Here is a 24,548-nt window from a genome sequence, read left to right as displayed (position 1 = left end):
TGCCCTGAACTTTTTGGAAGTTGTACACCATTATCGACATAGAAACCACTGGAAATGGCATTAAGGGGAATAAAATCACCGAAATTGCCATTTTCAAATATGATGGAGACCAAATTGTGGATGAATTTACCTCTTTGGTGAATCCACAGTGTCCCATTCCCTACTTTATTACAGGGCTTACGGGAATTGACGACGACATGGTGAAGGACGCACCTACATTCCAAGAGATTTCAAGATCAATTCAAGAAATTACCAACGGTTGTGTCTTTGTGGCACACGCCGTGAATTTTGATTATGGGGTGATAAAAGAGGAATTCCGCCAAATTGGTGTGGATTTCACCCGAAAAAAACTCTGTACCGTCCGCCTATCCCGAAAACTGATTCCCGGGCTGCATTCCTACAGTTTGGGCAAACTATGCTCAGCGGTTCAAATTCCATTAAAAGATAGGCACCGTGCCCGTGGTGATGCCCATGCCACGACCCTCTTGTTCCAGAGGTTGCTGAGTACGCCCAATGCTGAACCCATTTTTCAAAAGTTTTTGAACGCCCGAAGCCAAGAGGCCACCCTACCGCCCCACCTGCCCAAATCGGTTTTTGATAAAATTCCACCGAAACCCGGCATTTATTATTTTAAAAACCAGCAAGGGGAAATCATTTATGTGGGGAAGGCCATCAATTTAAAAAAAAGGGTGTTGGGCCATTTTTATGACAAGAGTGTCAAAGAAACCCAAATGTGCAGCGAAACCGCCGATATTGATTTTAAACTTTCGGGCAGCGAATTGGTGGCACTGCTGATGGAATCCGCAGAAATCAAACGACTGTTCCCACTGTACAACCGGGCCCAAAAACGAACCTTAAAACAATATGCCATCTTTGAATATGAGGACCGAAACGGCATCAGGCATTTGGCGTACAATACCCTAAAGGGTATCCCCAATCCCATAAAAGTATTTTACAATCAAACGGATTGTAGGGCCTATTTGGAAGAAATGTGCAAAAATTTTGCGCTATGTCCCAAATATTGCCACTTGCAACAGACCAATGCAGCCTGTTCGCATCACCGGATTACATCCTGTGAGGGCATTTGCACTTCAGATGAACCTATTGAAACCTATAACCAAAAGGTGAAAACCGCCATCGCAGAGATGAAAGCATTGGAATCTGAGGTGCGGATTATTCGGGAAAAAGGCAGACACCCAGACGAGCAGGCCGTAATTCTTATTTCGGAAGGGGTTTACAAAGGATATGGGTTCATCGACCAAGAAATGGACGTATCCACTTTGGAAGATATTGAGTCCTTCATCATTCCTCAAAAAAACACGCTGGAAGCCCAACGTATAGTGGAAGCCCTTTTGCCTAAATTGGAGTCTTTTGTGCTATAGTCCTTTTATCTTTCGGTACATTTTTACCACAAAGGCTATCCAAAAGACAATAATCAGGGCAACTACAACAAGATAAGGAAGTATGATTTCCATAATTGGATTGGTTTTGGTTATGTAGCCCCGACACCGGAATCCCAGCTTTAGGATTCCTATTATTTCCTTTGAAAAGTGCATTGAAAAACAGAACCTGCTGAGCAGCAATGCTTTTCCATTCCTAATTTAGTAAGAAAAAGTTTACGCAATGTTAAAAAATCATGAATTTTGGAACATTTTCGATGATCAGACCGTTAATTTCACCTTGAAGATGGCATTCTCATCCTTTAAATGTTGAAAACCAAGGTATAAATCCCGTTGGTTCACCGCATAAGGGTAAAACGAAATAGGCTCGATACAGACCATGTTCCTGACCTCGGTCCAGCACATAAAATGGCCAAAGCCTTCCGTCTCTATGGTAATATCCTTTTCATCTTGCAATGTGATGGAGGTACAGTTTTCCACAAGCAAGGCCCTGTTGCCCACTTCCAGAACCTCATCCAAAGAAATTTTCTGCTGATCGGCAATTATTGTGGGGTTGGTTGAGTGAAGTTTAAAGGCAGGATGGTATCCCAACATAAAAGGCATATCCCTTTCCCCCGAAATGGTAAAGGTAATTTCCAAGGTTTGGTCCTTCAATGAAAATGACTTCTCGAAACCGAAACTGTAGGGCCACATCAGCCATTGTTTGGGAGATTTTTCGGGAAATTTTGAGTTTTTTATTGGGGTTCCCGCTTGATATTGCTTTGCAAAGACTGCGGAATCATCGGTTTGGGAACGTAGTTCATAGTCCAATTCCCGAAGCAATCCGTGTTGATCTTGAACCGCATTGCCCCGCGGCACCTGAACATTAAAGCCCGCCTCGTTCACCGGTCCAATAATGGGAAACATTTCGGTATCCGAACTCCGCCAACCCGGGCTCCCTTTTTGATGGACAAACTCATGCCCGTTCACCACAAAACTTGCCAACTCGCCCGCATCAATGCCTACGGTAGCTTGTTCATTTTTAAGTTCAATCATGATTTGGTGTTTATCAATCGATAGATCAGAATAGCGGTGCGTTTGGTCAAGGCTTCAATAGTGTTTAGATTGACGGTTTCTTCTGGGGTATGGGCATTGGAGCCCATGGTTCCCAACCCGTCCAAGCAATCCACATATTGCGCCACGAAGGAAACATCGGCAGCACCTCTCTTGCCTGGGTCGTAGGCCAGTACTTCACCTTGTTCTAAATCCAAACTCACTTGGTTCAAAGTTTCCAGCAATTGCATATTGCCTTCGGTGGGCTGCATGGCTGGATAGCTATCCGTAAAACTGATGGAAGCTGAAGTTTTGGGCAGGTTTTGGGTCACAATTTCACGCATTTTCTCCCGGGCCCTTTCTTTTTGCTCTTCGGAAATAAATCGAAGTCCACCCCGGGCCATCGCTTTTTGTGCAACTACATTGGTTTTTCCAAAAACATCCCCTTTACTGGTTGAGGCATCAAAATTGACGAAGGTACCGCCCAAAAGTGTTCCGGGGTTGAAGGTCAAGAGGTCTTCACCTTTTGCATCGGTATAAAACTGGTGTAGGATTCTAGAAATTTCAAAAATGGCCCCTGCACCTGTATTCTCGCTAAAAATTCCGGAAGAATGGGCTCGTTTGCCCTCTACCTCCAATTCCCAACCAGAAGCGCCCCTTCGGGCCACCGTTGCATAATTGAATCCCGTTGAAGTCTCAAAACCCAAGGCGATATCGCTTCGTTTTGCAGCGTCAATCAAATCCTTCCTACTAATTGATAAAGGTTTTCCAGTACTTTCCTCATCACCTGTAAATGCCACAATAATCTGGGCATCCTTCAACAATCCATTCTCTTGTAATGCTTTTAGGGCATACAAGACAATGACATCACCACCCTTCATATCGTTGCCCCCGGGAGCATGGGCGATGCTATCATTGACCATTTCAAAGGTCTGAAAGGGACTATCCTCCTCAAAAACCGTATCTAAATGCCCAATGAGCAACAGTTTTTTGCCTTTAGTTCCTGAAGTTTCCGCAAATAGATGGCCTGCCCGGTCCATTTCGTTGGGCATCTCTATCCATTTTGTCTCAAAACCAATATTGTCAAACGCATCTTTGAAGACCATCCCAACTTCCTTGACCCCTTCTGCATTTAAAGTGCCGCTGTTGATGTTCACCACCTCTTTCAAAAAATCGATGGCTTCCGCATTGTTTTTTTCAATGGAAGCAACAATCTTTTTTTCGGTTCTGGAAAGTTTCTGTGCGGTTATTGAAACTGTAAACAAAAGAGACAGGGCTGTAAAAAGGTATTTTATTGGCATAGTTGTCATTTAATACGTGGATTAAAATTTTAAGTGTCAGTTCGAGTGAAATTCTGGAGGAATTTTGTATCGAGAACTCTATGATATTATTTTAAACCTATTCTCGATAAAATTTTTCCTCATTTCATTCTGAAAAACCACTCGAATTGACGGTTTCAAACATTCAGTGCTTTTTCGGAATCAATTTATCAATTTTTATGCGATAAACCCTTTCTCACGCATCCAATCATCATTGAATATTTTGCCGACATACCGACTCCCGTGATCATGGAAGAGCACCACAACCACATCGTCTTTGGTGAAATGTTCCCTCAGTTGCAGCAGCCCTTTAATGGCCGCCCCTGCTGAATTTCCCAAAAACATGCCTTCTTCCCGGGCCAAACGGCGGGTGTAGATGGCGGCATCCTTATCGGTCACTTTGGTAAATCCATCAATGATACCAAAATCCACATTCTTGGGTAAGATGTCCTCTCCTATCCCTTCGGTGATATAGGGATAGATTTCATTTTCATCAAAAATACCGGTTTCGTGATATTTTTTGAAAACAGAACCATACGTATCAACTCCCCAAACCTTGATATTGGGATTTTGCTCTTTTAGGTACTTGCCCACGCCCGAAATGGTTCCACCGGTACCCACGCCCACCACAAAATGGGTTATCTTTCCATCAGTCTGTTTCCAAATTTCGGGACCGGTACTCAAATAATGGGCTTTGGTGTTTCCTGGATTGTCATATTGGTTCACGTACCAGGAATTGGGAATCTCGGTTGACAAGCGTTTAGCCGTAGAATAATAACTTCTGGGGTCATCGGGGGCCACATCGGTAGGGCACACATGCACCTCACTTCCCATGGCTTTGAGAATGTCTATTTTTTCCTTGGATTGTTTATCACTAATTACACAGATCATTTTATAGCCTTTCACCACGGCAGCCAAGGCCAAACCCATTCCTGTGTTTCCAGAAGTTCCCTCAATGATGGTTCCGCCTGGTTTTAAGATTCCGGCTGCCTCTGCATCTTCAACCATTTGGAGGGCCATACGGTCCTTTACGGAATTTCCCGGGTTGAACGTTTCGTATTTGGCCAAGACCAAACAGGGCAAATCCGCTGTTAATTTGTTCAATTTTACCAAGGGGGTGTTCCCGATGGTTTCGAGTATGTTTTTTGCATATTCCATTGCTATAAAGATAACTTTTATGGATGTTAAATTGCGTCCATCATGGGTTAAACTCTTTGCTTAGTTATTCCAAGTTTTACATCCTTACTCGAACTTGATGGCTTTTACAGGGGTTATCTTGGTGATGATGTACGAGGGAATCAGAAGCATTAACAAACACAGTAACATCACTCCTAAATTTAGGGCAACTACGGTAGGAACATCCAAATACACGGGGATGTAATCAATATAGTATTCCTCTGGATTGGGAAACTTGAACACTCGATATGTGTCCTGAACAAAAAGAAGCCCCAACCCCAAAGCATTGCCCCACAGTAACCCGATGGCGATCAAATAAGCGGCATTGTACAAAAATACCTTTCGAATGCTCCAATTGGCCGAGCCCAATGCTTTTAAAATACCTATCATTTGGGTCCGTTCCAAAATCAATACCAAAAGGGCCGTGATCATGTTGATGCCCCCCACAATGATCATGATCCCAATGATGAGGGCAATGTTGAAATCGAACAGCCCGATCCATTCAAAGATGCGATAGTATTTGGTCTTGATGTTCTGCGTATCCAAACTGGAAACGGTTTTTCCATAGATTTCATCACTTTTTTCCTCCAATTGATCAAAATCGTCCAAAAAAACCTCAAAACTGCCCACTTGGTCTTCTTCCCATTGGTTCATCCGTTGAATGTGGCGGATATCCACAAAAACATAAGTGGCATCAAACTCCTCAAAACCGCTATCGTAAATACCCACAATATCAAACCTTCGGGTGTTTGGAGGCCTATTGGCATCCCCGTCCTTCAGGAAAAAGGAAAAAAAGGTGTCTCCCACCCCCAATTGCAGTCGATTGGCCATCATACGGGAAACCAAAACTTCCTCATTGAGTTTTCCGGAATAATCAGGTAATCTACCATCAACAATATATTCCCCAAAAGCGGTCCAGTCGTAGTCGTTGCCCACGCCTTTGGCCAAAATACCTTCAAAAGTGTCCTCGGTACGGATAATACCACCTTTGGTGGCCACCGCTTGAACGTGCTTCACCCCATCCACATTGGCAAACTCAGGGTAAAAATCTTGGTGCAGGGCTATGGGCAAGATGGAAACGTCGGAAGTGTTGTTGTCGTAATTGGAAATTTGGATGTCCCCATTGAATGCGGACACTTTTTCGCGAATTTTGCGCTTAAGGCCAACCCCTGTGGCTATGGCAATGAGCATCATCACCACACCAATAGCGATTGCGGCGATGGCAATTTTTATTATAGGGGCGGAAATACTAATTTTATGCTCCTTCCCTGTAATCAGGCGTTTGGCAATAAACAATTCTAAATTCAACGAATGCCCATTTTATCTATATTCAAAAGTACAGTTTTATTGTTGGTTTTGGTGATTTCTTCATGCAAGGGTCAACAAAAAGAAGCCAAATCTTTATTGATGGAAACCTCTCAGGACACGATTCTAGAAATCAAGGTGGCCGCCAATAGAACCGAAAAGTATCTACCCATGCTACAAGAAAAAAGGGTGGGAATTGTGGCGAACCCAACCAGTGTAATTTTCACTGAAAATGGATATACCCATTTGGTGGATTCCTTGGTTTCCTTGAATGTTGATGTAAAAAAAGTTTTTGCCCCGGAGCATGGGTTCCGTGGCCAAGCAGATGCCGGAGAGCATGTTAAAGATGGGGTGGACACTAAAACGGGACTGCCCATTATCTCACTTTATGGAAAAAACCGGAAACCTTCCCAAGAGGCATTGGATGGACTGGATGTGGTCATTTTTGACATCCAAGATGTTGGGGTTCGTTTTTACACTTATATCGCTACCTTACAATTGGTCATGGAAGCCTGTGCCGAGCACAATATCCCCATTATTGTTTTGGACCGACCCAACCCCAACGGTCATTATGTGGATGGCCCTACCATGATGAGGGAGCATGCGAGTTTTTTGGGGATGACTCCCATCCCGCTTGTTTATGGGATGACCATAGGGGAATATGCACAAATGCTCAACGGCGAAGGATGGTTGGAAAATGGCATCCAAGCCGATTTGACCGTGGTTGAGTTGGAAAACTATACCCACGATTCCGAATATCACCTTCCTATTCGACCCTCTCCCAATCTGCCCAATGCTATTTCCATTGCGCTTTATCCTAGTTTGGGACTTTTTGAGGGCACCAACGTAAATGCGGGCCGGGGAACGGAATACCAGTTTCAGCGATATGGGGCCTCATTCATGGATAGCACCAAATACGATTTCAGTTATGTTCCTGAGCCCAATTTTGGGTCTAAGCATCCCAAAGAGGAGGGAAAAACCTGTTTTGGGAAAGACCTTTCACAAAGTGAAAGAATGCATGAGGTTTCGCTAAAATGGGTCATGGATGCTTACCAAAATACTGTGGATAAATCCAAATTCTTCCTTACCAGTGGGTTTACCAGGCATGCGGGGACACCTCTTTTGCAGCAGCAGATTGAAGCAGGCCTATCTGAAGAAGCCATAAAAGCAACGTGGCAGGAGGACCTGGAGACCTTTAAAAAAATCAGGGGAAAGTATTTGATTTACGATTAACCTTCAGTGGTAGGCCGTCTGTATTTATGAAAAGGCTGTTTTAAAAGACCTTTAATGCTGCTGTTCTCCTTTTCATCGGGAAATGTGTCCACGCCGTACACAATTTTGTCCACATCCAAGGTCATGTACGTGCCAAAAAGTCGGTCCCAAATGGAAAAGATATTACCGTAGTTGGAATCCGTGTAGGGCAATTTATAGTGATGGTGCACTTTGTGCATATCCGGGCTTACGATGAACCAGCTTATGGCCGTGTCCACTTTCTTGGGCAGTCGGATGTTGGCATGGTTGAATTGGGACAGTACCACGGACAAACTTTGGTACAACATAATGATTCCAATGGGAGCCCCCACAAGAAACACCCCAATCAAAGTAAAGGTATAGCGAATCAGACTTTCCAAGGGATGGTGCCTGTTGGCCGTAGTGGTGTCCACATTATGATCGGAGTGATGCACCAAATGTACCATCCACAATGGTTTTACCTTATGCTCTACCCAGTGCGCCGTGTAAGCGCCAATAAGGTCCAACAATAGGACACCAAGCAAAACATAAAGCCATAAAGGCATTTCGGGCAGCCAATTGATGATCCCAAATTGGTTTTCCATGGCCCAATCGGAAGTTTTCAACAACAAAAAGGCCAACGGAAAATTAATAATGATAGTGGTCAGGGTAAAGAAAAAGTTGGGCACGGAATGCCTCCATTTCTTATAGGGAACACTAAAAAGTGGCATTACCCCCTCCAGAATCCAAAAAAAGGTGATTCCTCCGACCAAAATAAGACTTCGGTGCCAGGAGGGAATGGTTTCAAAGTAGGTAATGAGCTGTTCCATGTTCATTCAAGTCCATAGTTCATGATGACCTAAAATAAACAAAATATTCAAAAAAGGTAAGGTCAATGTTTGCTTTACATGCATCAAAAGACTTTAAAAGCCATCAAAAAGTTAAGAGGCGTTGTCGTAGTGGTAATGGGGTCAGTGGAAATCCGTGGACTAAAACCATATCGTACTTCGGCCATTGCAAATTTATACCGGAGACCAAGGCCCACTGAAAAAGATATACGGTAATTTGCAATGTCGCCGCCCAAAGGCTCTCTTTCTGTTCTGGTCTCTGTATCCCTAAAAACATTAACGGAATACTCTGAACTTGTATTGGAAACTTGAATACCATGATTGATACCAATATTTCCAAAAATGTTTGCCTTGGAGGGTTCTGCTCCAAAATTATATCGCAGGGCATTGGTTATCTCCAAATAATCCAAATCAACATTAAATTGATAATCAATATATTGTTCAGGTGAAATTTGATTCCTTGTGAACCCACCAAACTTGTAATTTTGCAGTAGCACTTCGTTATAGAACAGTAATTTTCTGGATTTGCGCAAAAGATTAACGTCAAAACCTACACCAAAAGTAAAACTGCCATCAGATTCGGGATCAACCTGATAACCTGAAAACACCCCATCCGCGGAGATAGAATATGATGTGATGGTATAGCCTCCCAAAATATAAAAGGAAATATCCGCGGGATCATTTTCCTGAACATACTCACTTCCCCCAGAAACACATTGGTTATACTCCATCACAGCCCGTCTTAAGCTTATTGTGTTGAATTGGATATTATCTGTCTTTTGTTGGGTCTCACAGTCCGAGAACAAAATATTCAATTGACCAACATACTGATTTACAGTTGATTTATTCAATCTTTTAAGCTTGACCAACTCAACAATGGTATTCCCCTTGGTTGCAAAGTAGTGTAATCTTGAATCATGATAGGTATACAATCCTACCGTTCCTTCGACCAAAACCTTTAAAAAAACCTGCTTTAAGACCCATTCCAACTCTGAGAAATCAGTTAAATTCTGGGCATCTTGGGTATTGATGTTCAAGTCCACCACTCTTGAAATGTATTTGTCCCCATCCAATTCAAAACCAGAAACCTGGGAAGGGTCATAAATCTCTATTTTTCCATTGGAAAGCACCTTAATTTGGTCAGGGGTTTTTGACAAAGTACTGTATTCCACAATTTCCCCCTCTGTTACTGTGCCATCGTTCAGTGTCACTTTTATGTTCTGGGCTTGAACGGAAAAGGACAGTAAAAGAGCACAAATAAAAAATATAGGATTAATCTTCATGATTTGAGACGATTTTCTTAAAAAAATTACAAACATAAGGTTTTTACCCAATAATGATCATTCGTCAATCACTTAAAAATGCGTTTTTTCATCTCCTCAACAATGTTGAAAGCCGCTGGGCAAATAGCTACATTTTTTAAGGTGAGGCTACTGATTTGCTGAAACTTTTTCCGGTCTGTATGGGGAAATTCGCGGCAAGCCTTGGGCCGTACTTCGTAAATGGAGCAATAATTATCAGTGCCCAAAAATGTACAGGGCACTTGTTGCAGCACATAATCGTTATCCTCATCGACCTTGAGATATCGGTCTATGAATTCTGAGGGTTTCATCTTAAAATGCTTGGCAATTCGCTCAATATCCGCATTGGTGAACAAGGGGCCGGTGGTTTTGCAGCAATTGGCACAGCTGAGGCAATCGGTTCGCTCAAACTCGGCAAGGTGCAGTTCCTGCATGGTGTAGTCCAAATCCTTGGGCGGACGCTTTTTGAGCTTGGCAAAGAACTTTTTGTTCTCCGCATGTTTCTCCCTCGCCTTTTGTGGCAATTGTTCCAATTCCGACTCCATATGGAACAAACATAAAAAAGAGATTCCAATTAAACCTAAGTCTGCGATTAAAGTCACACCTTTGTGTTTGATTATTGCTAAAAACATGGCGGATATTCTTGGCAAGGCCCTGGTGGACTATCATCATGGGAACTATTCGGAAGACATCAAAACCTATTCTTCTTTGGATGAAGAGGATGTCATCCCACTTCCCTATTTGTTCCGGGATTTCGATGAAATGCCCAAACTAGAGCAAAAAGCGTTGGAGCTGGCGCATGGAAAAGTGCTGGATATTGGCTGTGGAGCAGGAAACCATACACTTTATCTTCAAGCCAAGGGACATGAGGTGATAGGTTTGGACAACTCCAACGGTGCAATTTCCGTATGTAGGGAAAGAGGCATAAAATCAACAGTAAACACTTCTATTTTAAGCTATGGTAAAGGAAGATTTGATACCTTGCTTTTATTGATGAATGGCATTGGCCTGGCGGGGTCTTTGACCAATTTGGGTGCTTTTTTGCGACATTTGGCCTCATTATTGTTACCCAATGGGCAGATTCTGTTGGATTCCAGCGATATCATCTATATGTTTGATCAGGATGAGGATGGCGGTTATTGGATTCCCGATAATGGAAGGTATTATGGCGAAGTTACCTTTACCATGGAGTATAAAGGTGAGAAAAGCGAGCCTTTTGATTGGCTTTATGTCGATTTCAATACCTTACAAAATGCTTGTTTGGACAATGAACTTGATTGCGAACTTGTCTTCTCCGGCGAACATTTTGATTATTTGGCCAAAGTGACAAAAAGATAATACTAGTTTCAAAAATGGAACGTTTTATTTCATAGCAACTATTATGAAAAACAAAGCTCTTTATTGCCTATTTGCCCTAGTCCTTTTTTTGGGCTGTTCTAAAGATTCCACTAGCGACTCGGATACCAACGTCAAAATAGATAAGTCTGCCAATCTTTTGGGTACAGGGAAATCGGCCCAAGACTTCCTTGCCAATACAAAATTTGACCAATTGGTGATAGAAATTGCCTATGTATCAGGTTTTCAACCCACAGCAGAGGCCATTGCAACCTTTGAAGAGTTCATAAGGGCCAGAACCTTTAAGGAAGAAATTATGTTTACCTACAAACAACTTCCTTCACCCAATGAAGAAACCCTTACCCTTAATGAAATTGTGGATTTGGAAAAAGAAAACCGAACTGCCTATAATGATGGCACCACACTCGCCATGTACATTTATTTTGCTGATGCCCCCACTGAAAATGATGATGAAAGTGAAAACTTGGTCACCTTGGGAGCCGTCTACCAAAATACGTCCATGGTCATCTACGAGGCCACCATCCGTGATTTGGTTGGGGATAGCTCGTTTGTAACTGTCGCCGATGTGGAAGCCGCCACCCTAAACCACGAATTTGGACATCTATTGGGTCTTGTAGACTTAGGCACTCCGGCCATAAATGACCATGAGGACCCAGATGCGGAAAGCCACTGCACAACCGAAGGTTGTCTTATGCGGGCCGAACTACAATTTGGTCGCTCCATGTTGAAACTAATGCAAAATAATGCTTCAAAAGGATTGGGCACTATTCCCAATTTGGATGCAGAGTGCCTTTTGGACCTTCAGGACAACGGTGGTCGATGATCCTAAAAAGTTAGGGAATATTTAAGTATTTATGCGTTTGCAATGAAACTTTCCACTTGGGATGCTTCATCACGTAGTCCACAATCAAGGGAACCATCTTATCCCGAACGCTCCATTCCGGTTGCAGATAAAGAATGCAATCCTTGTTGACTTTGGCCGCTTGTTCCTCTGCGAAAATAAAGTCATGCTTATTAAAGACAATTACCTTAAGTTCATGGGCTTTCTGGTAAATATCTTCCTCGGGAAGCTTATTTTTCTTTGGGGAAAGACAAATCCAATCCCAAGTTCCCGTTAACGGATATGCCCCCGAGGTTTCAATATGGATTTGCAGGTTTTTGGCCTTCAAACCTGTGGTCAAAGGGCCCATATCCCAGGTCAAGGGTTCTCCGCCTGTAATCACAATGGTATCTGAATATTTCGCTGCATTTTCAACGATACTGTCTATGGCTGTGGGGGGATGTGTCTCCGCATTCCAGCTTTCCTTTACATCGCACCAATGGCACCCCACATCACAACCGCCCACTCGAATAAAATAAGCCGCGGTTCCTTTGTGATACCCTTCTCCCTGAATGGTGTAGAACTCCTCCATTAAAGGAAGCATCAAGCCCTTGTCCACCAAATCCATCACATTATCTTTTACCATGGTGCAAAGATACGTTGCATCGGTGGAATATTAGAATCACCACTACTTTACCTCACAGCTATCACATCAATCTCAATTTTGGCATTCCTTGCCAATCCACTGGCCGCAAAAGTCGTTCGGGCAGGTTTTTGGGTGAAATATTGGGTGTAAACCGAATTAAAACTCGCAAAATCATCCATGGCACTCAAAATCACGGTGCACTTTACCACATTGGACAAATCCATATTGTGTTGGGCCAAAACGTCTTCAATATTTTTAATGGCCTGCTTGGTTTCGGCCTCTATACCCCCTTCAACCACAATACGGGTGGAATGGTCCATCCCTATTTGCCCCGCAAGAAAAAACAAATTCCCGGCCTGTACCACATCACTGAATGGAGTGTCCTGTTTTTTGACTTCGTGGGATTTGTGGAAAATGATTTCGGTTTCTTCTTGGGCATGTGCGGACACCATCGTTCCCAATGTTAAAATCAATAATAAAACGTATTGAAAAGGTTTCATGACAGGGTTTTTAGATTTGCTTAAAATTACCCTATTTTTATCGGAAATTGAATGTGATGGGCAACAAAGAAAAATTCTTTGAACATATAGAGCAGGGCTATGCCACAAAAGGGGATTACATCATTATGGGCGCCGGAATGTTGGATGGCGAGACCGTTACCAATGCCTATGTAAAAGTTCCTTTAAAGACCCTTAACCGTCACGGCCTGATCGCTGGAGCCACAGGAACCGGAAAGACCAAGACCCTTCAGGTATTGGCCGAAAACCTTTCGGATAAAGGCATTCCAGTATTGCTGATGGACCTTAAAGGTGACCTTAGCGGTATTGCCCAACCCAGTCCGGGCCATCCCAAGATTGATGAGCGACACGAAAAAATAGGTCTCCCTTTTGAAGCCAAAGGGTTCCCCGTGGAGATTTTGTCCCTTTCTGAACAAGATGGGGTTCGCCTACGGGCCACCGTCTCCGAATTTGGACCGGTTTTGCTATCGCGAATCCTCGACCTTTCCGTTACCCAAGAAGGCATTGTAGCCGTGGTGTTCAAGTACTGTGATGACAACAAACTTCCGCTTCTTGATCTAAAGGATTTCAAAAAAGTACTGCAATATGCCACCGGTGAGGGCAAGGAGGAATTCCAAAAAGCATACGGGCGAATTTCCACCAGTTCAACAGGCACTATTTTGCGAAAAATCATTGAATTGGAGCAACAAGGTGCCGAGCTTTTCTTTGGGGAAAAGTCTTTTGATGTGGAGGATTTGGTTCGGATTGATGAAAATGGAAGAGGCTATGTGAACATCATCCGATTGACAGACATTCAAGACCGACCCAAACTTTTCTCGACCTTTATGCTGAGCCTGTTGGCTGAAATTTATTCAACTTTTCCAGAGCAAGGTGATAGCGAACGACCCGAATTGGTGCTTTTTATAGATGAGGCCCATTTAATTTTTGATAATGCTTCCAAAGCATTGCTGGATCAGATTGAAAGTATTGTCAAACTGATTCGCTCCAAAGGCATCGGTGTGTATTTTGTCACCCAAAATCCTACGGATGTTCCAGATGATGTCCTGGCCCAATTGGGATTGAAAGTGCAACATGCCCTACGGGCATTTACCGCCAAGGACCGAAAGGCCATAAAACTCACGGCGCAAAACTACCCCATCACCGAATTCTATGATACCGCTGAAATCCTTACCTCATTGGGAACCGGGGAGGCCTTGATTTCCGCATTGGACGAAAAGGGACGGCCCACACCGTTGGCCGCAACGCTGATGCGCGCTCCCATGAGCCGAATGGATATTCTCTCCGAAACCGAACTCAAGGAAACCCTTGGAAAATCCAAATTAATCAAAAAATACAATGAGGAAATTGATAGGGAAAGTGCCTATGAAATCTTGAATGAAAAAATTGAAAAAGCGGAAAAAGAGGCCGAAAAAGAAAAAGAGCAATCCAGTTCCCGAAGATCAACATCCACAAGAAGAAGCACCCGAATGAATCCCGTGGTAAAGGTACTGACCAGTGCAACCTTTATCCGTGGCGTTCTTGGTGTATTAAAAAAAGTGATTCGATAAAAATCCTATGAAAAGCAAAACCACCGTTTTTATTTTAACATGCCTATTGGCATTTGTCCAATCCTGTGAAAAAGACACTCCTTTTTTAATTACCGAGGACAGTGTGGGACCACTATTAAAATCATCTCCCATTTCGGAATTGGAAACCCTTTTTGCCAATGATTCCATTGTTAGAGACACCACAAATCTTAATATTGGGGCAACCTCCAAAAAGATAGAAGTCTTTGAAAAAGGAGGAAAACACCTGTTGACCCTTACTTCTGGCACCGATAGCATTCCTACTGTTGAAAATGTGAGGGTTTTGGACAAACGCTACACCACGGACAAGGGCATTGGACTCCAGAGTACCTTCGGGGACATTCAAAAACAGTACACCATCAAAAAAATAGTGACCACCTTGAACAGTATTGTGATCTTTCCGAAGGAAAGCAACCTCTATTTTACAATCGACAAGGAAGAACTGCCTTCAAACCTGCGTTTTTCTTCATCGAACATTGAAGCGGTTCAAATACCCGATGAAGCCAAAATAAAATACTTGATGTTGGGCTGGGAATAGATGTTAATTAATTGCTAAACAGCAGTATAAGCCCTTTTCAATTGGTTAATTTATGACCCAAAGCCATTCCAATGAAAAATCTGCTGTTTATTTTTACCCTATTTCCCTTGGTACTATGTGCACAATACAATTTTGAACCATCCAGTGAACACCCTTATGGCTTGCCCAATCCCAATGCACCCGAGGAAATCATAGATTTTGCCCCATTGATTGGGGAGTGCCATTGTAAATCAGAAGTCAGAAAAGCTGACCAATCTTGGGCGGAGCCTGTGAATATGGTTTGGCGGTTCAAGTACATCATGAACGGTATGGCCATACAGGATGAAACACTAAAGGAGGATGGCACCTATTCTGGAAGTATCCGTCAATTTATTCCCGATAGCACCCGATGGTATGTACATTATTACAGTTTTCCGAGAGCTTCAACAACGCTGCCCTCTTGGGAAGGCAACAGGACCGAAGATGGAAAAATTGTACTATACAAAGAACAAAAGGCACCCGATGGCACGGATGGATTCTACAGAATTACTTTTTATGATATTGAGGATTCTGGTTTCAAATGGGTTGGCGAATGGGTGGACAAAACCAATTCTGTAATTTTTCCTACCTGGAAAATAGATTGCTCAAATGGCAAAGAGAAAAACACCAATGCATCTGAAAAAGACAAAATTATTGCGGCCACAAAAGCATTTTCAAAAGCCTACATGGCCAATGATTTTGAAACTATAGCCAATAGCTACACCGCAGATGCCAAAATTTTTCCGAACAATGCGGATATTATCGCTGGAAGAGAAGCCATAAAACAGCGATGGATGTTGGGAGCAGGCACCAAAATCCTACATCATGAAATAATCCCCTTGGAAATTACTTTTCTTGGAGACTACGCACACGATTATGGATATTTTGAGGGAAAATCAGAGAACAAAGACGGTTCAATTGCCAATTGGAGGGGAAAGTATGTAGTCGTTTGGAAAAAAGAGGACGATAATTGGAAAATGTATCTGGATATTTGGAATCGCATTCGGGATTAGAGCAATCCGTATTTTTCCCGATTGGCCAATACCTTTGGACTGTTTTCTTGCATCCATTCGGTCAACTCCAATAACTTTTCCACATAGGATTGTCCAAATTCGGTAAGGCTGTACTCTACCCGAATGGGCACTTCTGCGTAAGCGTTTCGGGAAATATAACCATCCGCTTCCAATACCTTCAACCGTTGGCTCAACACCTTGTTGGAAATGCCATACACATACTTTTTCAGTTTGTTGAAACGGAGTACCGGGAAATACCCCAACCAAAGAATGATCAATGTGCTCCATTGGTCCGAGGCCACGGACATCACGTCCCGCACCGGACAAAGCTCAGGTGGGTTCCTGAAATCAATGTGGCCAAACATTTTTTCCAATTTTTTGGCGGTTCTAACTTCCTGATTTTCAGTAACGGTTTCCATACGCTTACTTGGTTTTGGTAAAGTGACTTCTTTTTTCTTCTAAAATGAATATGTACTTTTAGTAACAATTAAAGAGTAAGTTACAAAAAGTAACCAAATGAAAAAACTCCTGACCAAAATAATACCCTTGGCCTACGGCCAATATTTTAATTTCTACACCCTTTTTGCACCAAAAAAAGCAGCCCAAAAAGCATTTGACTTGTTTTGTACGGTACGAAAAGGGAAGGTTCAACCGCAACAAATAGATTATTTGAACGAAGCCAAACATTCCGTTGAATTGATTGAGGGACTTCGGATTCAAACCTACCATTGGAAAGGTAAAAAAGATACCGTATTGTTGGTACATGGTTGGGAAAGCAATACGTTTCGGTGGCGGAACCTCATCAAAAAACTCAGGGAGGCCAATTTCAACATCATTGCGTTTGATGCTCCTGCCCATGGCCATTCCACAGGGAAATATTTACATGTCCCCCTCTACGAAAAGACAGTGCGATTTATGGTGGAAAAATTCAACCCTAAACTCGTGGTGGGCCATTCGGTTGGGGGGATGACCTTGATGTACAACGAATATAAAAATTCAAATCCTGGGGTTGAAAAAATGGTCATTATCGGAGCTCCTTCGGAGTTTCACGAAATCATGGAACATTATCAGGATTTGTTGCGATTCAGTGATCGGGTGATGAAAATTCTGGATGATTATGTCCACAACAGGTTTGGATTCCGAATCCGGGATTTTTCCACCTCACGATTTGCTGAATCCAACACCAAAAAAGGGCTTCTTTTCCATGATCGGTTTGATGCCATTACCCCCTACCATGCTTCAGTTCAGGTCAACAAAAAGTGGAACGGGAGCCAATTGGTCACTACCGAGGGATTGGGGCATTCCATGCACCAGGAAGATGTGAACAATCAGATCATCTCTTTTTTGGAGGCTTAAAAAAGATGTTCTAATTTTCAGGAAAAATCCATCATGCAGAACATTTCCCCCTTTCACCTTGCCATCCCGGTCCATAATTTGGATAAATGCCGCGTTTTTTACAGAGAAGTCCTGGAATGTGAGGAAGGGCGCAGCAGTGATCATTGGGTTGATTTCAATTTCTTTGGCCATCAATTGGTCATTCATTACAAACCCAAGTCAGAGGAGGCATTGCACACCAATCCCGTTGACGGAAAAAACGTCCCGGTGCCCCACTATGGTGTGGTTTTGCCATGGGATACGTTTCAATCCTTTTCCAAAAAATTGGAGGAAAAAGGGATTGATTTTGTGATTGAACCCTATGTTCGATTTAAAGGGGAAGTGGGCGAACAGGCTACCATGTTCTTTTTAGACCCCGCTGGAAACGCACTTGAGTTCAAGGCATTTAAGGATATGGGGCAATTGTTCGCGAAATAAATCAGTCTATAGTAAGTCCCTTTTTTCGTACCCAAAGATGGGCAACGATTATATTGGGCACCCAACAGAGCCAAGCCACAATTTTGTAGGCCACCAAAAATTGACCTGTGATCAGAATCAAAATGGGCATCCAAATACGGAGGGTCACCGCAGCAAAACAAGCCGCATAACTATAGATCATCATGCCCTGATGAAGGGAGAGGTCCTTTTTGCGTATGGCCATGTAGGCCTTTAGTGTCGTATACAACCAAATGATTCCCAAACAGATAAACCCCAAGGCTGGAATAATTCCTCCTGTGGCAAAAAAGCCAAGGTACACACCACAGGCACCTCCAATTAAAGCGGTAACAACATAAACTTTGCCCAGATTTCGGTGCAAGTTTAAATTTCGGGAGCGAAGTTTTTTACTGAATTGGGACCATCCGGTCAACAAAGCCAATCCTCCAAAGGTGATGTGCCCGTAAAAGGCCACATTCCAAACTTTGCTGGACAATACTTCGTCACTTTTACTGGCCAACAGACCAAATTCACTCGAAGTGGTTAAATACATCAAAGGGTACAGTCCAATGCCAATGGCCAAAAAAGCGAACACGACCCAAGCTACTTTATTTCTTACCCTAGAAGCCATACTACATGATTTTCAGATAAGTAAGTTATCGAATATTTGGGGTAAAAAACAAGAATTGAAAATCTAAATCGTTATATACTAAGTTGAACAGGCAATAGTGCCCCCCAAATCGTACTATTATGAAAATTATTCTACTATTAATCACGGTATTGTTTTCATCCATGGCCGTAACCAGCTGCACCAATGATGAAGGTGATAATGACCTTGATTACCTCGCTCCCAACGATGAAGAAGAATTTGTTCTAAAGGAAACCCAAATCGAGGACAATAGCAACTAAGCTTTTTTTACTTGGTGCCTTTCCCGGGCCAATAACGTGTTTTTCAACAACATGGCTATGGTCATGGGCCCCACACCTCCAGGTACCGGAGTGATGTAGGATGCTTTTTTGCTTACATTTTCAAAATCCACATCCCCGGTGATGTAATAGCCTTTTTCACGCGACTCATCAGCTACTCGGGTAATGCCCACATCAATGATGACCGCGCCCTCTTTTACCATATCCGCCTTTAAAAAATTGGGAACTCCCAATGCAGAGACCACAATATCGGCTTGGCGGGTCAGTGATGCAATGTCCTTGGTCCGGCTATGGGTAAGGGTCACGGTGGAATTGGCCGCTTTGCCCTTTTGGCTCATTAAAATGCTGATGGGTCTCCCCACAATATGGCTTCTTCCAATGACAACGGTGTGCTTTCCTTCGGTTGCCACATTATATCGGCGCAACAATTCCATAATGCCAAAGGGCGTTGCAGAAATAAAGGATTCCATCTCCAAAGCCATTTTTCCGAAATTGGTAGGGTGAAACCCATCCACATCCTTATTAGGATCTACCGCCATGAGTACCTTTTCCTCATCAATGTGTTTGGGAAGGGGCAATTGCACGATATAGCCGTCAATATCTGGATTGGCATTGAGGTCGGCCACGTGTTTTAGCAATTCTTCCTCAGTGGTTTCTTCTGGAAGATGAATCAATGTGGACTCAAATCCTATTTTTTTACAGGAACGTACCTTGCTGCCCACATAGGTAAGGCTGGCACCGTCGTTTCCCACCAAAACAGCGGCCAAATGGGGGACTTTTTCGCCCTTTTCCTTCATTTGGACCACCTCAACGGTGATTTCTTCTTTGATTTGGTTCGATATTTTTTTCCCGTCTAAAATGTTCATGGTTAATGGTTCAAGGTTTTTTGTATTTCATACCTTTTTTGTCTGAAGAAATTAAATATGAAATAAATACACTGATTTTTTTACTTATAGTGACTAGCTGGCCAAGAATATCTTCATATTGACTTTTTTCAATATACTCTCGATCCAAGCAACGATAAAGTTGAGATCTTAATTCCCCGCAAGAGGCCTTGGAAATACTTAAAAATTGAATAAACTCCCTATTTCCATTCCTTTCGAAACCTTCGGCAATATTATCCATAATAGAACCGGAACTTCGATTCATCTGATCCCGAAGAGCAAAATCCTTTGCTAAATTAGATGTTGTGATTAAATTAAAGATCTCTTTATTGACATTCCTGGCCAAAGTCCATATTTCCAAATCTTCAAACTTTTCTATTTTCGCCATAAACCAAAAACTTTGAACCTTGAACTAAAGGATTATCTCATATTCTGCATCATCTGCATCATCTTTTTGCCACCACCGCCTTGCATCATCTTCATCATCTTGCTCATTTGGTCGAATTGCTTCAAGAGCTGGTTCACTTCTTGGATGGAAGTTCCGCTACCGGCGGCGATTCGTTTTTTACGGCTCGCGTTCAATTTGGAGGGGGTAGATCGCTCATCGGGGGTCATGGAATGAATGATGGCCTCAATGTGTTTAAAGGCATCATCATCAATATCCAAGCCTTTCATCGCTTTTCCAGCACCGGGAATCATGCCCATGAGGTCTTTCATGTTCCCCATTTTCTTGATTTGTTGAATTTGGCTCAAGAAGTCATCAAAACCAAACTTGTTCTTGGCGATCTTCTTTTGAATTTTTCGGGCCTGCTCTTCATCAAATTGCTCTTGGGCACGTTCCACCAAGGAAACCACATCACCCATACCCAAAATACGGTCCGCCATCCTAGAGGGATGGAACACATCAATGGCCTCCATTTTTTCACCGGTACCGATGAATTTAATGGGCTTGTCCACCACAGATTTAATGGAAATGGCCGCACCACCTCGGGTATCACCGTCCAATTTGGTGAGTATGACCCCATCAAAATTAAGGACATCGTTGAAGGACTTTGCGGTGTTTACAGCATCTTGTCCTGTCATGGCATCGACCACGAAAAGGGTTTCCTGAGGTTGAATTGCCTTGTGAATATTGGCAATTTCGGTCATCATCTGCTCATCCACGGCCAACCGACCTGCGGTATCGATGATCACCACATTGCTTCCCAAGCTTTTTGCATGTTTGATCCCTGCCTTGGCTATGGCGACAGGGTCGTTGTTCTCCCTGTCCGAGTAAACCTCTACACCTATTTGCTCTCCAACGATATGCAATTGGTCAATGGCCGCGGGACGGTATACATCGCAAGCCACCAAAAGGGGCTTTTTGCTCTTTTTATTTTTAAGGAAATTGGCCAATTTTCCAGAGAAGGTGGTTTTACCAGAACCTTGAAGACCGGACATCAAAATCACCGAGGGGTTTCCGGAAAGGTCTATGCCTTCTGTTTCGCCCCCCATGAGTTCCGTCAACTCATCCTTTACAATCTTGACCATAAGCTGGCCCGGCTGCAAGGTGGTCAATACGTTCTGCCCCAGTGCCTTTTCCTTTACTGTATTGGTAAATTCCTTGGCTATCTTAAAGTTGACATCGGCATCCAGTAACGCTCTCCGGACTTCTTTGAGGGTTTCCGCAACATTGATCTCCGTAATCTGTCCATGCCCTTTGAGGGAGTGGAGTGCCTTATCCAGTTTTTCGCTTAAATTATCGAACATAGGTGCTCTTTATTTTAAAAGGAGGACAAAGTTAAGAATAATAACAAAGAAAAGGACGGCTTTGGGGAGAGCCGTCCTTCTCAAATCAAAAAGATTGGGGAAAATTTGTTATGGTTTCTCGAATACGAGGTTATCCGTACCTCCATTTCCTCCGCTGACGTCGATGAGTTCTATCCGAATGGTTGAGTATTTTACAATATCCCAATCATCACTCAAATCCTCAAAATCAGCAGGTGCTGTAAATGATATATTAAAATCTACATCGCTACTGTCATCGTCACTGTCATCATCACTATCATCATTACTGTCCGAATCAGTTATTGACCATGTTCCGTTGACCTCATTTGTTCCGTTGGTAGCAGAAAGTGTGCCATTTGAATTGAAGGTAAACGTGTACCCATTAAAATGGGAGGTCTCCTCTTTGTCCGTATCAAAAAAATACGAAATAACCCATGAACCTTCTTCCGTAATGGATTTAAGTTCAGCTAATTGAGCAGAGGACAGGTTGTTCACCTTTCCATTGTCCCCATCATCTTCAGTACAGCTTGTAGCGATTAACATCATAGCAATCGCTGTAAAATTTAAGATTGACTTTTTCATAACATATAGTGTTCTCGTTTGTTGAAGTTTTAAGGTTTCTCGAAGACCAAGGTTTCAAGGGTGCCATCTCCACTCTCATCCTTCAATTCGATTCTAGTGGCGGTGATCGACATTATCTTCCAATCTTCGGTCAACTCACCTAAACTACCGGCACTATCAAAGTTGAGGTAGAATTTTAGACCTTCTTCGGAATCCCTGAGGATTCTCCACAAACCTTCAGCAGTTACGTTACCCAATTCGGAAACTTCTACTTGGTGCATGGTGGAGAAACTGAAATCCAATCCAGTGAATTCTGAGGTCATGTCCATTTCACCTTCCGAGTAAAGGGCCACATTCCAGGGGCCATCCATCATTATATTCCTGATTTCGGTAACATCACCATCATCGGCACTGTCATCACAGACTCGTAGGAGTATCAATTCATAACCGATTTCTTCAATATCAAACTTCAGTCTTGTGTCTGTTAGTTCCCTGACGGGCCACTCAAAACTAACACCGGGTTCGTCGCCTATGTTGATCATCAGGGACAATACCATTTGACTGTTGAGTCCAATTTCCCAGGTGCCTTCTGAAGTGTTGACACCATTACTCAAGAGTACCGCACCTTCTGCCATGAATGTGAACTCATAGCCCAAAAGTCTGTCGATTTCCTCACCTTGATTCTTGACTTTTTTGATGATCCACTCACACTCGGCAAGTATCTCCCTTAAAATAGTGGGGTCGGGTTCTTCACCAGGGGTGACATCGCAACGTTGTTTTAGGATGATCTTGTTGCCGTTGTCATTATAAAACTTGATTTTGTTATCATCCAATTCATAGGCCAACCATTCAATATTAAAATCGACCAACACATCAAAATCCAAGTTTACAAGAACACCAGCGTCTGTGGCGCTTGTGCTCCACGTACCGTTCAGTGTATTGCCAATACGGTCATTAACGGTTACGCTACCATCTTCATTGAACACCATAAGGTACTCCAAGTACTGATCGGTCTGGTTTACATTTTCGCGATACATTTCACGAACTTCCCATGGGCACTCTACCAAATAGGCATCTAAGCGTTCTTTGGTGAAATCGTCATCATTGTGATCGTTATCATCATCTTCATCACATTCATCTTTTGCATAGCCAAGGGCCATATCCAATGAAGCGTTGTTCTCTATTATGATTTCTGTACCATCGTATTTTTTGAGCGTTATCGGAAATTCAATGCTGACGATGTCATTTTCATCCAGCTCGCCGAAAAACCTTCGCATTTGTTCATCACTCTCAATGTTTACTTGGCCAGATTGTTGAAAATTGACATCAAAAGTAAAAAGGGTAATAGGGTAGACAAAATCGATACATTCAATATCATCGTCATCATCACCTTCAAAACACGCCTCGACCTTAGTGATCAATTGTTCTTTATTTTCAATTACGATTTCTGAAAAATCGGAAAGGGTAATGGTAATCGGAAAGAAAATCTCCAAGATATCATCATCGCCATCCACTTCATCAAAAATGTCCTCGATGGCCTGCAAATCTTCTTCGGAATCCAAGGTAATCTCAATACCATTGACTTCAACCGTATAGGGAAACTGAACGGCAAAGCAGCTGGCTCCGTCAACTATGTTGTCATACGAGCCATCATGGGAACTGGTTTCTTTGATCAATTTGGCTACGGAAGAATTGGCTTGGATAGTTTCTTGATCATCGGTACCTCCCACTTCTTCGAACTCATCTTGGCAAGAGGTAAAATTAAGGGCCGTAAGAATAAGCCCTGCATACAATAAGTTGTTGATCAACTTTTTCATAACATTTGAATTTTGGGGTTACAATTCAATCCTAAAACAACTCCGTTCAAAAAAACCCTACCAAATCTTAATTTTTTTTCAAATATCTTTGGTGAGGAAACAAATCCCTTCCCATGAGCAACGTATGTGAAGATCACATCTTCAGTTCCATATTCAAGGCCCATTCCAAAACGGTTTTTAACTACATTTATTACAAGTTTGGCAATGAGGAGAAGGCCAATGATGCCGTACAGGAAGCCTTTGTAAAGCTTTGGGAAAACTGTGCCAAGGTGAGTCCGGAAAAGGCCAAGTCGTTTGTGTACACCGTTGCCAACAATTTGTACCTTAATGTGATCAAGGCCGAAAAAGTACGTTTAAAATATGCCAATAGTGTTGACGATCACTCATCCAATCTGTCACCGGAGTTTTTGATGGAGGAGCAGGAATACAAGGAAAAACTGGACAATGCTTTAAATGCACTGCCGGAAAACCAAAGGATTACCTTTTTGCTCAATAGAATTGATGGAAAGAAATATGCTGAAATTGCAGAAATGGAAGGGGTAAGCGTGAAGGCCATTGAAAAACGGATGCATTTGGCCCTTAAAAGTTTGCGTGAACAGATTGATGGAATCTAGTGAAGAAGATGAGAGATGAGAGACAAGAGATGAAAGACGGAAGGCGAAAGGTGAAAGGTGAAAGGTGAAAGGTGAAGGTTAAAT

At 42.7% G+C, this 24,548-nt stretch carries 27 protein-coding genes; 11 read left to right on the top strand and 16 right to left on the bottom strand.

Going from position 1 to position 24,548, the window contains the following annotated elements; translation table 11 throughout:
* Positions 1 to 20 precede the first annotated feature (20 nt).
* The gene (locus tag A7D14_RS02025) at positions 21 to 1,382 is read left to right on the top strand and encodes an exonuclease domain-containing protein (protein WP_067029392.1); all 1,362 of its coding nucleotides are present in this window, start codon (positions 21 to 23) and stop codon (positions 1,380 to 1,382) included.
* A gap of 279 nt (positions 1,383 to 1,661) precedes the next feature.
* Here the strand turns inward: A7D14_RS02025 and A7D14_RS02015 are convergent, their stop codons facing one another.
* The 4 genes from A7D14_RS02015 to A7D14_RS02000 all read right to left on the bottom strand — a co-directional run bounded on the left by A7D14_RS02015 (position 1,662) and on the right by A7D14_RS02000 (position 6,235).
* Positions 1,662 to 2,435 carry an aldose 1-epimerase gene (locus tag A7D14_RS02015; protein WP_067029388.1) on the bottom strand — a complete coding sequence of 258 codons (774 nt, stop codon included), beginning with the start codon at positions 2,433 to 2,435 and terminating at the stop codon, positions 1,662 to 1,664.
* Complete coding sequence (locus A7D14_RS02010; protein ID WP_067029386.1) at positions 2,432 to 3,733, bottom strand: M20/M25/M40 family metallo-hydrolase; 1,302 nt, start codon at positions 3,731 to 3,733, stop codon at positions 2,432 to 2,434. Before A7D14_RS02010 ends, A7D14_RS02015 begins: the two co-directional genes overlap by 4 nt.
* Positions 3,734 to 3,928: 195 nt before the next feature.
* Positions 3,929 to 4,909 carry a PLP-dependent cysteine synthase family protein gene (locus A7D14_RS02005; protein WP_067029384.1) on the bottom strand — a complete coding sequence of 327 codons (981 nt, stop codon included), beginning with the start codon at positions 4,907 to 4,909 and terminating at the stop codon, positions 3,929 to 3,931.
* A gap of 84 nt (positions 4,910 to 4,993) precedes the next feature.
* Positions 4,994 to 6,235: an ABC transporter permease gene (locus tag A7D14_RS02000; protein ID WP_067029382.1), complete on the bottom strand. Its 1,242-nt coding sequence runs from the start codon at positions 6,233 to 6,235 to the stop codon at positions 4,994 to 4,996.
* Positions 6,236 to 6,238: 3 nt separating this feature from the next.
* Here A7D14_RS02000 and A7D14_RS01995 point away from each other — a divergent pair, with 3 nt between their 5' ends.
* Positions 6,239 to 7,465, top strand: a complete 1,227-nt coding sequence (locus A7D14_RS01995; protein WP_067029380.1) for an exo-beta-N-acetylmuramidase NamZ domain-containing protein — start codon at positions 6,239 to 6,241, stop codon at positions 7,463 to 7,465.
* On the opposite strand, the gene A7D14_RS01990 is transcribed toward A7D14_RS01995, so the two are convergent.
* The 3 genes from A7D14_RS01990 to A7D14_RS01980 all read right to left on the bottom strand — a co-directional run bounded on the left by A7D14_RS01990 (position 7,462) and on the right by A7D14_RS01980 (position 10,156).
* Positions 7,462 to 8,292: a sterol desaturase family protein gene (locus tag A7D14_RS01990; protein WP_067029444.1), complete on the bottom strand. Its 831-nt coding sequence runs from the start codon at positions 8,290 to 8,292 to the stop codon at positions 7,462 to 7,464. The two genes, A7D14_RS01995 and A7D14_RS01990, sit on opposite strands and share 4 nt — an antisense overlap.
* Positions 8,293 to 8,375: 83 nt before the next feature.
* Positions 8,376 to 9,593 (bottom strand): hypothetical protein, encoded by a 1,218-nt coding sequence (locus A7D14_RS01985; protein WP_067029378.1) that lies wholly within the window; start codon positions 9,591 to 9,593, stop codon positions 8,376 to 8,378.
* A gap of 68 nt (positions 9,594 to 9,661) precedes the next feature.
* On the bottom strand, positions 9,662 to 10,156 hold the full coding sequence (locus tag A7D14_RS01980; protein WP_067029376.1) for a YkgJ family cysteine cluster protein: 495 nt from the start codon (positions 10,154 to 10,156) through the stop codon (positions 9,662 to 9,664).
* Between the two features lie 85 nt (positions 10,157 to 10,241).
* On the opposite strand from A7D14_RS01980, the gene A7D14_RS01975 reads away from it, so the two are divergent.
* A complete protein-coding gene (locus tag A7D14_RS01975; protein WP_067029374.1) occupies positions 10,242 to 10,949 on the top strand; it encodes a class I SAM-dependent methyltransferase in 708 nt (235 codons plus the stop codon).
* Between the two features lie 43 nt (positions 10,950 to 10,992).
* Positions 10,993 to 11,790 carry a hypothetical protein gene (locus tag A7D14_RS01970; RefSeq protein ID WP_067029372.1) on the top strand — a complete coding sequence of 266 codons (798 nt, stop codon included), beginning with the start codon at positions 10,993 to 10,995 and terminating at the stop codon, positions 11,788 to 11,790.
* Between the two features lie 10 nt (positions 11,791 to 11,800).
* Here the strand turns inward: A7D14_RS01970 and A7D14_RS01965 are convergent, their stop codons facing one another.
* Together A7D14_RS01965 and A7D14_RS01960 are read right to left on the bottom strand one after the other, a co-directional pair.
* Positions 11,801 to 12,433, bottom strand: a complete 633-nt coding sequence (locus tag A7D14_RS01965) for a 7-carboxy-7-deazaguanine synthase QueE (RefSeq protein ID WP_067029370.1) — start codon at positions 12,431 to 12,433, stop codon at positions 11,801 to 11,803.
* Positions 12,434 to 12,480: 47 nt separating this feature from the next.
* Positions 12,481 to 12,933 carry a RidA family protein gene (locus tag A7D14_RS01960; protein WP_067029368.1) on the bottom strand — a complete coding sequence of 151 codons (453 nt, stop codon included), beginning with the start codon at positions 12,931 to 12,933 and terminating at the stop codon, positions 12,481 to 12,483.
* Positions 12,934 to 12,989: 56 nt separating this feature from the next.
* On the opposite strand from A7D14_RS01960, the gene A7D14_RS01955 reads away from it, so the two are divergent.
* The 3 genes from A7D14_RS01955 (at position 12,990) to A7D14_RS19590 (ending at position 16,085) form a co-directional block, all read left to right on the top strand.
* Positions 12,990 to 14,498: a helicase HerA-like domain-containing protein gene (locus A7D14_RS01955; protein WP_067029366.1), complete on the top strand. Its 1,509-nt coding sequence runs from the start codon at positions 12,990 to 12,992 to the stop codon at positions 14,496 to 14,498.
* 7 nt (positions 14,499 to 14,505) lie between these two features.
* Positions 14,506 to 15,054 carry a hypothetical protein gene (locus A7D14_RS01950; protein WP_067029364.1) on the top strand — a complete coding sequence of 183 codons (549 nt, stop codon included), beginning with the start codon at positions 14,506 to 14,508 and terminating at the stop codon, positions 15,052 to 15,054.
* Between the two features lie 71 nt (positions 15,055 to 15,125).
* On the top strand, positions 15,126 to 16,085 hold the full coding sequence (locus A7D14_RS19590) for a YybH family protein (protein WP_083157930.1): 960 nt from the start codon (positions 15,126 to 15,128) through the stop codon (positions 16,083 to 16,085).
* Here A7D14_RS19590 and A7D14_RS01940 read toward each other — a convergent pair.
* On the bottom strand, positions 16,082 to 16,504 hold the full coding sequence (locus tag A7D14_RS01940; protein ID WP_067029362.1) for a winged helix-turn-helix transcriptional regulator: 423 nt from the start codon (positions 16,502 to 16,504) through the stop codon (positions 16,082 to 16,084). The genes A7D14_RS19590 and A7D14_RS01940 overlap by 4 nt on opposite strands.
* Before the next feature lie 97 nt (positions 16,505 to 16,601).
* On the opposite strand from A7D14_RS01940, the gene A7D14_RS01935 reads away from it, so the two are divergent.
* Together A7D14_RS01935 and A7D14_RS19790 are read left to right on the top strand one after the other, a co-directional pair.
* A complete protein-coding gene (locus A7D14_RS01935; RefSeq protein WP_067029360.1) occupies positions 16,602 to 17,441 on the top strand; it encodes an alpha/beta hydrolase in 840 nt (279 codons plus the stop codon).
* 33 nt (positions 17,442 to 17,474) lie between these two features.
* Positions 17,475 to 17,897, top strand: coding sequence for a VOC family protein (locus A7D14_RS19790; protein ID WP_067029358.1), 423 nt, complete (start codon positions 17,475 to 17,477; stop codon positions 17,895 to 17,897).
* Between the two features lies 1 nt (position 17,898).
* Here the strand turns inward: A7D14_RS19790 and A7D14_RS01925 are convergent, their stop codons facing one another.
* Positions 17,899 to 18,525 (bottom strand): DUF2306 domain-containing protein, encoded by a 627-nt coding sequence (locus A7D14_RS01925; RefSeq protein WP_067029356.1) that lies wholly within the window; start codon positions 18,523 to 18,525, stop codon positions 17,899 to 17,901.
* Positions 18,526 to 18,644: 119 nt separating this feature from the next.
* Between A7D14_RS01925 and A7D14_RS19930 the strand changes: the two genes are divergently transcribed.
* Entirely contained in the window at positions 18,645 to 18,803 is a 159-nt protein-coding gene (locus A7D14_RS19930) for a hypothetical protein (protein WP_176712346.1), read from the top strand.
* Here A7D14_RS19930 and folD read toward each other — a convergent pair.
* The 5 genes from folD to A7D14_RS01900 all read right to left on the bottom strand — a co-directional run bounded on the left by folD (position 18,800) and on the right by A7D14_RS01900 (position 23,850).
* Positions 18,800 to 19,687: a bifunctional methylenetetrahydrofolate dehydrogenase/methenyltetrahydrofolate cyclohydrolase FolD gene (folD, locus tag A7D14_RS01920; RefSeq protein WP_067029354.1), complete on the bottom strand. Its 888-nt coding sequence runs from the start codon at positions 19,685 to 19,687 to the stop codon at positions 18,800 to 18,802. The genes A7D14_RS19930 and folD overlap by 4 nt on opposite strands.
* Positions 19,688 to 19,697: 10 nt before the next feature.
* A complete protein-coding gene (locus A7D14_RS01915; RefSeq protein WP_067029352.1) occupies positions 19,698 to 20,093 on the bottom strand; it encodes a four helix bundle protein in 396 nt (131 codons plus the stop codon).
* Positions 20,094 to 20,125: 32 nt separating this feature from the next.
* Positions 20,126 to 21,454, bottom strand: coding sequence for a signal recognition particle protein (gene ffh, locus A7D14_RS01910; protein WP_067029350.1), 1,329 nt, complete (start codon positions 21,452 to 21,454; stop codon positions 20,126 to 20,128).
* Positions 21,455 to 21,562: 108 nt separating this feature from the next.
* Positions 21,563 to 22,054: a hypothetical protein gene (locus tag A7D14_RS01905; RefSeq protein ID WP_067029348.1), complete on the bottom strand. Its 492-nt coding sequence runs from the start codon at positions 22,052 to 22,054 to the stop codon at positions 21,563 to 21,565.
* A 29-nt stretch (positions 22,055 to 22,083) separates the two neighbouring features.
* Complete coding sequence (locus A7D14_RS01900) at positions 22,084 to 23,850, bottom strand: hypothetical protein (RefSeq protein WP_067029346.1); 1,767 nt, start codon at positions 23,848 to 23,850, stop codon at positions 22,084 to 22,086.
* 113 nt (positions 23,851 to 23,963) lie between these two features.
* Between A7D14_RS01900 and A7D14_RS01895 the strand changes: the two genes are divergently transcribed.
* A complete protein-coding gene (locus A7D14_RS01895) occupies positions 23,964 to 24,464 on the top strand; it encodes an RNA polymerase sigma factor (RefSeq protein WP_067029344.1) in 501 nt (166 codons plus the stop codon).
* Positions 24,465 to 24,548: the final 84 nt, after the last annotated feature.

The organism is Allomuricauda sp. CP2A (genome assembly GCF_001683915.1).
GTDB lineage: Bacteria > Bacteroidota > Bacteroidia > Flavobacteriales > Flavobacteriaceae > Flagellimonas.
Note: the sequence above shows the minus strand (reverse complement) of the source record. Positions and strands in the feature narration are given on the sequence as shown.